Source organism: Streptomyces sp. NPDC059668 (genome assembly GCF_042734135.1).
Taxonomy (GTDB): Bacteria; Actinomycetota; Actinomycetes; order Streptomycetales; family Streptomycetaceae; genus Streptomyces.
The window spans coordinates 190234-198481 of the sequence record NZ_JBHWEL010000004.1 but is presented as its reverse complement, the minus strand read 5'-3'; the positions used below and the strand labels follow the sequence as shown (position 1 = coordinate 198481).

Annotated in this window: 4 protein-coding genes; all 4 read right to left on the bottom strand. The window is 71.6% G+C overall.

Features of this window, described 5'->3' with window-relative positions; translation table 11 throughout:
* Positions 1 to 110 precede the first annotated feature (110 nt).
* Positions 111 to 3242 carry a GH92 family glycosyl hydrolase gene (locus ACFV2J_RS05620; protein WP_385437440.1) on the bottom strand — a complete coding sequence of 1044 codons (3132 nt, stop codon included), beginning with the start codon at positions 3240 to 3242 and terminating at the stop codon, positions 111 to 113.
* A 266-nt stretch (positions 3243 to 3508) separates the two neighbouring features.
* Positions 3509 to 5527, bottom strand: a complete 2019-nt coding sequence (locus ACFV2J_RS05615; protein ID WP_385437438.1) for an ATP-binding protein — start codon at positions 5525 to 5527, stop codon at positions 3509 to 3511.
* 295 nt (positions 5528 to 5822) lie between these two features.
* Complete coding sequence (locus ACFV2J_RS05610) at positions 5823 to 7097, bottom strand: MFS transporter (protein ID WP_385097678.1); 1275 nt, start codon at positions 7095 to 7097, stop codon at positions 5823 to 5825.
* A 471-nt stretch (positions 7098 to 7568) separates the two neighbouring features.
* A complete protein-coding gene (locus ACFV2J_RS05605) occupies positions 7569 to 8090 on the bottom strand; it encodes a winged helix-turn-helix transcriptional regulator (RefSeq protein ID WP_385097675.1) in 522 nt (173 codons plus the stop codon).
* Positions 8091 to 8248: the final 158 nt, after the last annotated feature.

Below are 8248 nucleotides of genomic sequence, written 5' to 3'. Positions count from 1 at the left end.
TGACCTGTGGCGTTGTCTGCCCGCCGGGGGGGGGGGGGGCGGGGCCGCGCCCCCCCGCCGGGGGGGGGGGGGCGGGGGGGGGGCGCCCCCGCCCCCCGCGGGGCGGGACCTCAGCCGAGACCCAGCGAGAAGATGTGCAGGTCTCCGTCCTTGGGCAGGGTGACGGACTCGATCCGCTTGCCCGCCGGCACCTCGTAGGGCTGGGTGGCGAAGACGAACACCGCTTCGCCCTTACCGTTCGGGGTGTTGCGGTACTCCGTCCTCGCCACCACCGAGTTGCCGTAGACCGGATCGGTGCCGCCTCCCGGCCGGGTCCAGTCGCCGAAGGCCAGATCCGTCTGCGCGGTGGTGCCGTCGGTGAAGGTGACCGTCGCGCTTCCCCTGTGGTCGCCGTTCGTGGCCGAGCCGACGAAGACCAGCCGTCCGGCGTCCTTGGTGTCGGCGGCGATCTCGAGCCGCTGACCGTCGGCCGTGACGCTGTCGGGGCGGCCCGCGGGTGTGCCGGGCCAGAAGAAGCTCGTCCCCGAGATCTCCGTCGTCGCACCGCCCTTGATCCCGGCCGCGGCCAGCGCCTGCCGCGAGTAGCTGTTGCCCGCGCCGTCGAAGTCGGCCTCGGCCGGTGTGCCGTCGCTCGACACGGCCACAGCCGCGTACGCGTCACCGAGGGCCGCGGTCACACCGCCCTCCGGGGCCACCAGGACGATCACGGTGCGGTGCACGGCCTCGCTCCCGCGGCCGCGAACGGTGAACGGCACCTCGTAGTAGCCCGGTTCCGTCCCGGCCGACGCCTTCACCGTCAACTGGGCGGTGCCGGCACCCGTGGCCGGCGCGAGGTTCATCCTGCCCCCCGACACGGACAGTCCGGGCGGCGCGTCCGCGGTGACGGTCAGCGTGCGGTCGTGTCCGGCCAGCCGCTGCCCGTGCACCGTGAGCTTCGTGCCGACACCGCCCGGGGACGCGCTCACCTGGTTGCGGGCCGGGTAGGCCAGGAAGTCCTGCTCGCCGGCGCGGTACGACGGCGGTGCCGCCTTCGCGGAGGTGGCCCAGGTCTTGTCCGGCGTACCGGACAGGTCGAAGTCCAGTCGTCCGCCCCGCGTCACCGCCGACTTCGGCAGGTACGTGCGCTCGTGGTCACGGCCGTCCAGCCGCAGCCCGTGCACGTAGGGTGTGCCCGCCGTCGCCCGTGGGGCGCGGAGGTCCAAGTCCCGGCCGTGGCCCGGCAGATCCACGACCACGCGCGGGAAGAGCGGGCTGTGCACCGACAGGTCCGCGGTGCCCGGTGTGGCGGGGTAGAGCCCGACCGCGGCCCAGACGTACCAGGAGGACTGGGCGCCCAGGTCGTCGTTGCCCGGCTCACCGTCGGGGGTCGGGCTGAAGAGGCCGGTCGCGATCGCGCGGACCTTCTCCTGCGTCTCCCACGGCCGGCCGAGGTGGTTGTAGACCCAGGGAACGCCGAAGTCGACCTCGTTGCCGGCCCACATGTAGGGCTCGTTGGGTCCGGCGTTCAGCTTGCCGAAGAAGGTGTCGAGCCGCTTCGCCGTGGCCTCGCGGCCGCCCATCGCCTGGATCAGGCCGTCGGTGTTCTGCGGTACGAGCCAGTTGTACTGCGCCGCGTTGCCCTCGTCGAAGCCGTCCTGGCCGAACCTGCCCGCCGGCGGCGGCTGGTAGCCGGGCCCGTCCGGGAAAAGACCGTCCTCGCCACGCGGAGAGAGGTAGCCCGTCGCCGGGTTGAGGATGTTCTGCCAGTTCTGGCCGCGGCGGGTGAAGGTGCGCTCCGTGTCCCGCTCGCCGGCCGCCCGCGCGAGCTGGGCGATGGCGAAGTCGTCGATGGCCCACTCGAGGGTGACCGAGGCACCGACGCGGGCGTGGTCCCCACGGACGGCGCTGTTGTTCGCGTAGCCGCGCTCCACGTAGTCCTCGACGCCCGGCCGCTCCTGGTACGCGCCTGGCGTGTGGTCGACCGAGGTCGCGCCCTTGACGAGGTACTTCAGTGCGGTCTTGAGGTCGAAGTCGCGTGCGCCGTAGGCGTACAGGTTCGCGATCAACGGCACGGAGTTGTCGCCGGTCATCTGGCCCGTGTAGTCGTTCGCGAGCGGCCAGCGCGGCCACCAGCCGCCCTGCTCCGCGTCGTGGACGAGCGACTGCGCCATGTCGCTCGCCTGCTTCGGGAACAGCATCGCCTGAAGCGGGGCGAGTGAGCGGTAGGTGTCCCAGTCCGAGAAGTTGGCGTACTGGGCACGGCCCCGGGGCAGCGTGCGGACCTTGTCGTCGAAGCCGATGTAGCGGCCGTCGGCGTCGTTGAAGGTGTTCGGGTGCATCAGCGAGTGGTAGAGGAAGGTGTAGAACATCTTCCGCTCACCTGTCTCGCCGCCCCCGATCCGGATCTTCCGCAGTGCCTGCTTCCACTGGTCACGGGTCTGCCTGCGTACGTCGTCCAGGTTCCAACCGGGCATCTCCGCCGCCATGTTGGCCCGGGCTCCGTCGACCGACACGTACGACATGGAGACCTTCGCGCGCACCGTGCGCGCCTCGGCCGTGTCGAAGGTCAGGTAGGCGCCCGCTCTGGGCGCGTCCACCGCGTCGCCGCCTTCGGTCACCGCCTTGCCGTCCCAGGTGCCGTGCGCGACGAAGGGGCGATCGAAGGTGATCGCGTAGTGCACGGTGTACTCGTTGCCCTTGCCGCAGAAGTTGCCCGTGGTCGCCGATCCGGTGAGCGAGCGGTCGCCGGAGATCGTCAGATCGGCCTTCTTGTCGCCGGAGAGGCTGCCACCGCCCTTGACGAGAACCTGCGCCTTGTCACCGGCGCCGGCGGGAAACGTGAAGGAGGCAAGTCCGGTGCGGGTGGTGGCGGTGAGTTCGGTGCGTACCTTCGCGTCGTTGCCGGTGGTCACGGCGTAGTAGCCGGCCTCGGCCTTTTCGTCCGTGTGCGTGAACGTCTCGGTACGGTCCCACGGTGCGCCGCCGACGTCGCCCGCGACCGGCAGCAGCGGCACGTCGCCGAAGGCGGTGCAGCCGACCGACGCGTGGTTGAGGCTGAAGCCCTTGATCCGGCTGCTGTGGTACTGGTAACCGGCGTACGAGCCCTCGGTGTCGGGCGAGAACTGCATCATCCCGAACGGGGTCGACGGGCCGGGAAAGTTGTTGATCTCCCCGACGGACGCGCCGCCGTTCCCGGTGCCGATGAGCGGGTCGACGAACTCGGTCGGATCTTCGACGAGTTCGGCACTTCCAGCCTTGGACAACGTTGTCCGAGCGGCGGAAGCCGTTCCTCCCGATCCCCCGACCAGTGCGGCCATGACAGCTGCTACGACTGCGACTTGCGTGCTGAAGCGTCTCACGTGCGACTCCTGTGCGCTGGCGTCCCGGCCACCACACACTCGGGCATGCCCACGCCAAGGTCAAGAGGCCCTCGCGCCCCCGCGCGCCACACCACACGCCGGACTCTCCGGACCGGTCGGACTGGATCCACCGGCGCACGGCGTGTCCACTCCGCCCTCGAACGCGACTCTCAGGGGGGCGGAGGGCCCTGCATCACGAGGGCGAGGCCTCGTTCGGCGTCGCTGTTCAGCGCGTCGCGGAAGGCCTTGTCGTAGGCGGCGTCCCCGGCCGCTTCGCGTGCTTGCAGCTCCCATCGGTCACGGACCTCGGAGAGCTCGGGTGTGCCGTGGTTCGGGTGGCCGAGCATGCGCCAGTAGGAGTTCCCGGTTCCGGAGGTACGGGCGGCGCCGATGCCGTTGCCCTGAACCGCGTTCGCTCCGGTGAGGAGGTCGAGGGCGAGGGCGATCCCGAGGTTGTCGTTGAGGTTGTGCTTACTGGCGAGCATGGCGCGGGCGTGCCGTTCGGCGTCGTGCGCGCGCCCCTCCAGGAGGTCTATGAAGGCGAGTTGGTGGAACGCGTACGACCGCGCCCAGTGCTCGCCGTACCGGAGGCTGAGACGGCGCAGGCCGACGGCCGCCTCGTAGGCCTCGGCCAGGCGGCCCAGCGCGGAGTGGGCGAAGGTCCGGATCACCATGCAGCAGAGCTGCGGCGCCCCTGAGGGGGGCGACGTGCCGCGGGTGATCAAGGCGTGGTCGCTCACGTCGTACGCGGCCTGGGGGCGCCCGGCCATGAGGTGGGTCAGGCCGAGGGTGTGGGCGGCGAAGAGCGCGGACTGCGGGGTGCCGTCCTCTCGCGCCGCTTCGGCGCATTCCTCACCGATACGCAGGGCGGTCCGGTGGTCGCCCTGGAGGGTGAGGGTGATACCCAGGGCCCAGAGTGCGCGGGTCCGGGACGGGCCCTTGGGTGTGTCGAGGGCCAGGGCGCGTTCGAGATAGTCGCGGGATTCGTGGAGGTGTCCGCAGCAGGGCCAGAACAGGCCCGTCCGGCCGGCCATCTCCAGGGCGGCACCGGGGTCCGCGTCGATGAGGTGGTCGAGCGCGGCGCGTACGTCGGCGTGACTCGCGGAGATCCGCGCGTACCAGGCGACCTGCTGGCCGCTGAGCCAGCCCGCTTCGGCCTCGGCCAGCATGGTGGCGAAGTGCGTGGCGTGGAGGCGGGCGAGGGTGTCCTCCTCACCGAGTTCCCCTAGCCACATGGCTCCGTACTCGCACAGGGTGTCGAGCATGCGGTAGCGGGTGCCCGCCTGCTGGAGGACGGACTGGTCGACCAGGCGTTCGAGGAGCCGTGGGATGTCGTGGGCACCGAGCGGGCCGCCCGCGCAGACGGACTGGGCGTCCGCGACTTCGACGGGCCCCCGGAAGACGGAGAGCCTGGCCCACAGCAGACGCTCGAGCGGGGAACACAGTTCGTGGCTCCAGCCGATCGCCGTGCGAAGGGCTCGGTGGCGCTTGGGCCATGCCGTGTCGTCCACGAGCGTGTCGAGCCGTGACGCGAGGCGCTCGGCGATCTCCGTGAGGCTGCTCTCCCGCAGGCGCGCGCAGGCGAGTTCGACGGCGAGGGGGATTCCCTCCAGACGGCGGCAGATGGCGGAGACGGCTTCGGCGGAGCCGGGGGAATCGAGGGACACCGCGGGGGCGGCGGTGGCGCAGCGCTCGCGGAACAGGCGCACCGCGTCTCCGCTGCCGCCGTCGTCCATGGAGAGCGGAGCCACCTCGACCCGGTGCTCGCCCTGGACGCCGAGCGGCTTCCTGCTCGTGGCGACGACGGTCAACCCCGCTGCGGCGAGCAGAAGTTCGTCGACCAAGGACCGGCAGGAGGCCAGCACTCGTTCGCAGCAGTCGAAGACGAGAAGGACCTGTCGGCCGGTCAGCCACTCGCGCAGCGCCTCGAGCGGGGCGCGCGGATTGTGGTCCAGGAGATCGACCGCGTCGCAGACCGTGGCGGTGAACAACCGGTCGTCGTACAGGTTGGACAGGTCGATCCACCAGACCCCGTCGGGGTACCGATCTCGCGTCCGCTCCGCGACGCGCAGCGCCAGGCGGCTCTTGCCGACACCGCCGCCACCTGTCAGGGTGACCGCCCGGTGCCGGGCCAACGCCGCTTCGACCGCGTCGAGTTCGCTCTCGCGGCCGACGAAGCTGGTCGTCATGACCGGAAGGTTGCCTACCACGGCCCCATCTTGCACGGCTTCCGGACGGCCCTAAACCCTCTTACAAGAAGCGGCCAGAAACGATCGACCTTGACCACTATTCGATCGGGCGATTCCCGTGGTCGACGGTCTCTGGCATCCGTCATCCCTCTTGGGCCGCTCGCACCAACTGGCGTCCCGGCGACGGCAGTCCACCCCTCCCACGATCCTGGTCTCTCACGTGCTCCCGAGCCACGGGCATCCCTGGCGCCCCCGCCGTCCAGTACCCCTGTCCCGGACACCAAGTGACAGCCGGTCAGGGTGCGGCACTCGGCGAATCGGCGTCCGCAGCCGGCTGCCTGGACGCCGAGCTGCCTGCCGTGAGGGTGTTGCGGCTGGACCAGGCGATGGCCGCCGCTGAGGCCAGGACCAGGAAGGGGACGGCGAAACCGGCTCGCGGGCCGCCCGGACCGTCGACGAGTCGGCCGACCGCGGCGGCGGAGACGGCGATGCCCGCCGCACTCGCGGAGTTGGTCCAGGTGAGGGCCTGGGTCAGGACGGACCGGTCCATGACCGCCTCGACGAGTGTCGAGGAGACGACGACGCAGGGAGCGACGCCCGCGCCGGGGAGCAGAAGGGCGAGGCCGAGCTGCCAGGGGGCGCCGGCCAGGATCGGCAGCAGCGACGCACAGGCCAGGAAGGCCATGATCAGGGGCAGTTGGGCCGCGACCGGGGTGCGCGGGCGGTGTCGACCGTAGGCCAGGCCGGCCGGCACGCTCGCCGCGCTCATCAGTCCGTACAGGAATCCTGCTGCCGCGGCGGCGTGGTGAACGGCGGCGAAGGCGCTCACCGAGACCTGCGTCGAGCCGAAGAAGACGCCCAGGGCGAGACTGACCGTCAGCAGGGTGGCGAAGTTCCGGGTCAGCAGCGTCCCCGGGCCCCGGGCGGCCGTACGGTCCGTAGCGGCCGTCGCGACGCGCGCCGGGGCCGGGGCCGTACGACGCAACGCCGCGAAGACCAGTCCCGCACCGACGACGAGTGCTCCCGCCAGTACCGTCCCCGCGGCCGGGTGCAACCGGGTCGCCGCCAGCACCGCGAGCCCGGGACCGAGGAGGAAGGCGACGTCGTTGCTGAGCGTTTCGAGTGCGAAGGCCGGGGTGAGTTCGGCCCGGCCGCGCAACAGGGCCGACCAGCGGGCCACGGAGAGCGCGCCGATCTGCGGGACGCTCGCCCCGGCGGCGAGGCCGGCCGCCATCAGTGGCACCGTGGACGCCCCGGCCAGGGCCGTCGAGACGAGGGCGGCGATCGCGACGGCGTGGGCACACAGGAGGGGCACGAGGACGCGCGGCTGTCCGAAACGGTCCATGAGACGGGCCGTCTGTGGCCCCGCCAGAGTCTCCGCCACGGCGAACGTGCCGGTGACCAGGCCGGCCACCGCGAAGGACCCGGTCTCGGCACGGACCAGCCAGACCATGCCGAGACCGGCCATGGCCACCCCGATTCGAGCGGGAACCGAGGCCAGGAAGAAGGCGGCCGCACCGGGCGTCCGCAGGGCTGAACGATAGGAGGCGGTTCCCGTCCGAGCCGGCACGGGAGGGCGAACTCCCCCTGCGGAGCGGCGGACATGCGGTCGGGAACGACGAAGCCGGTGCCGCGGTGTCACGGCGAGCCTTCCGCTGCGCGGTGGGACGGACCGGGAGAACAGTGCCGTCATGCCGTTACGGGCACTGCCCCCGCCGCCAGGAGTCGTCCATGGTGACGCGGACGGGCGGACTCGAAGTCCGCGTCGGCTCCAGCGCCGGCAGAAACGTTGAGTACGGAGACCGAGGAATCCGGTCGAAGAGCGGATCGATCAGGGGACGACACTAGCCGTGACGGCGGACGGAGAGAAGACCGCCGTCCGCTCGGCGACCGCGGGCGGGAAACCGGCGACAGCGGGGCCGTCGGCAGGCACTCGGCGCGCTTGGATCACCAGCGCGTCACACCTGGTCGACCGCCCGCGCCGAACGCCCGCGCCGAACGGTCCGGCGGCCTGCCGTGACAGTACGGAGTCGAGCGGGCCCTACACCCCTGACTGACGTCGGCGGGGTGTGTCGACCGGCGTGGCGGACTCGACGGGATCCGACGCCCGTGACTGGACTATGAGGATGTCGTCGGGAGACAGCTCCCGGCCGTCGTCCGCGGTGAGGGTGACCGGCAGGGGTTGCCGGCCGGTCCTGGCGTCGACGACACGGTTGACCAGCTCGTCGTCGTCGAAGAGGTGCTTCTGGCCCCACTGCCGCAGCGCTGCCAGGACGGTATGGAAGTCGCGGCCCTTCTCGGTCAGCACGTACTCGTGCGAGTTGCCGAGCGCCGACTCGTGGATCTCGAGGATCCCGACGGCCACGAGCTTCTGCAGGCGCGCGCTCAGGACGTTGGTCGCGAGGCCGATGTGGTTGCTGAAGTCCGTGAAGCGCGTGACACCGTGCATCGCGTCACGCAGGATCTGCAGGGTCCAGGTGTCGCCGACCTCGTGCAGAGACCGGTCGATGGGGCAGGCGGACCGGCCCAGTTCCCGACGCTTCACCGTGATTCCCCTCTCCATGTCACTTGCAATTGTAGAGCAGGTGGGCGTCCCGTCCGTTCGAGGCAGTCACGGCGTCCGGGGCCCCGCGAGGGGGTGGGGCGGCGTCGCAGAGGTGCCCCGCCGGCCCTCCCCCCCCCGGGCCCCCCCGCGGCCCACCCCCCGCCAGGAGGGGGCGG